This window comes from Aminobacter sp. P4_D5 (assembly GCF_056401815.1).
The window spans coordinates 1-722 of sequence record NZ_JBFUIP010000689.1; the positions used below are offsets into that span (position 1 = coordinate 1).

General features: G+C 70.8%; 1 protein-coding gene. It reads left to right on the forward strand.

From position 1 onward, the window contains the following. The first annotated feature begins 241 nt into the window (after nucleotides 1-241). Nucleotides 242-406 carry a hypothetical protein gene (locus AC1DWF_RS34350; RefSeq protein ID WP_476842955.1) on the forward strand — a complete coding sequence of 55 codons (165 nt, stop codon included), beginning with the start codon at nucleotides 242-244 and terminating at the stop codon, nucleotides 404-406. The last annotated feature ends 316 nt before the right edge of the window (nucleotides 407-722 follow it).

A 722-nucleotide genomic window follows, 5' to 3' on the forward strand; every position in this document is an offset into this window, starting at 1 on the left:
GCATGAAGGCAGCGAGGTCTGCACGATGGTGGGCAACAGCCTGCGGCTGCAGGGAGTGCTGCAGGGAGACCTGCTGATCCCTGACCGGGGCGACGCGCCCTCTCGTTATGGGTGCGTGGCGATGTTCATCGCCACGGATGTCGTCAACTTCGAGGACTAGGTCTTCCTCGCCGCCGGCGMAGTCGTGCCCGGGCGGGAGGGGCGCCCCCTGCTGCGCGTCGGGCGAGAGCGCCGATACTCGATGGAGACCGGCGAGGATTGCTATGCCGCTCCAGTCCTCGGCTACATCCCGGTGCGGGGCGGCGTGGCGCGGCTGGACCTGGCCCGCGTCCTGCCGCAGGACGGCGAGGCGGCCCAGGAGCCGGTCGTGGCGGTGCTCGTGCCGGAGAGCGAGATCCCCTTCTGATCTGAGGTGATGCGTGGACGGCGAGATCCGGGATTCTCCGCCGGCCGAGCTCCTCTCCCCCACCCTGATGCCGACAGGCTTTACGCCACCCACCCTGGCGGYCGTGATGGCGGCCGCTCGTGCGGCGCGGGTGATGGGCGGGGACCCTGCTCGCGCCGCGCGTGAAGCGGCCTGGGGCCAGCAYCCGGCSCTSCCGGCSGCGCTGATCGGAGAGGCKGTCGAGCATGTGCTGGCGCGGGCCTGAGGTGTGCAGTGGCGGCGAACATRCGCGRGCCGAAGCCGGTCGATCCGCTTTACTGGCGGATCAACTATCGCC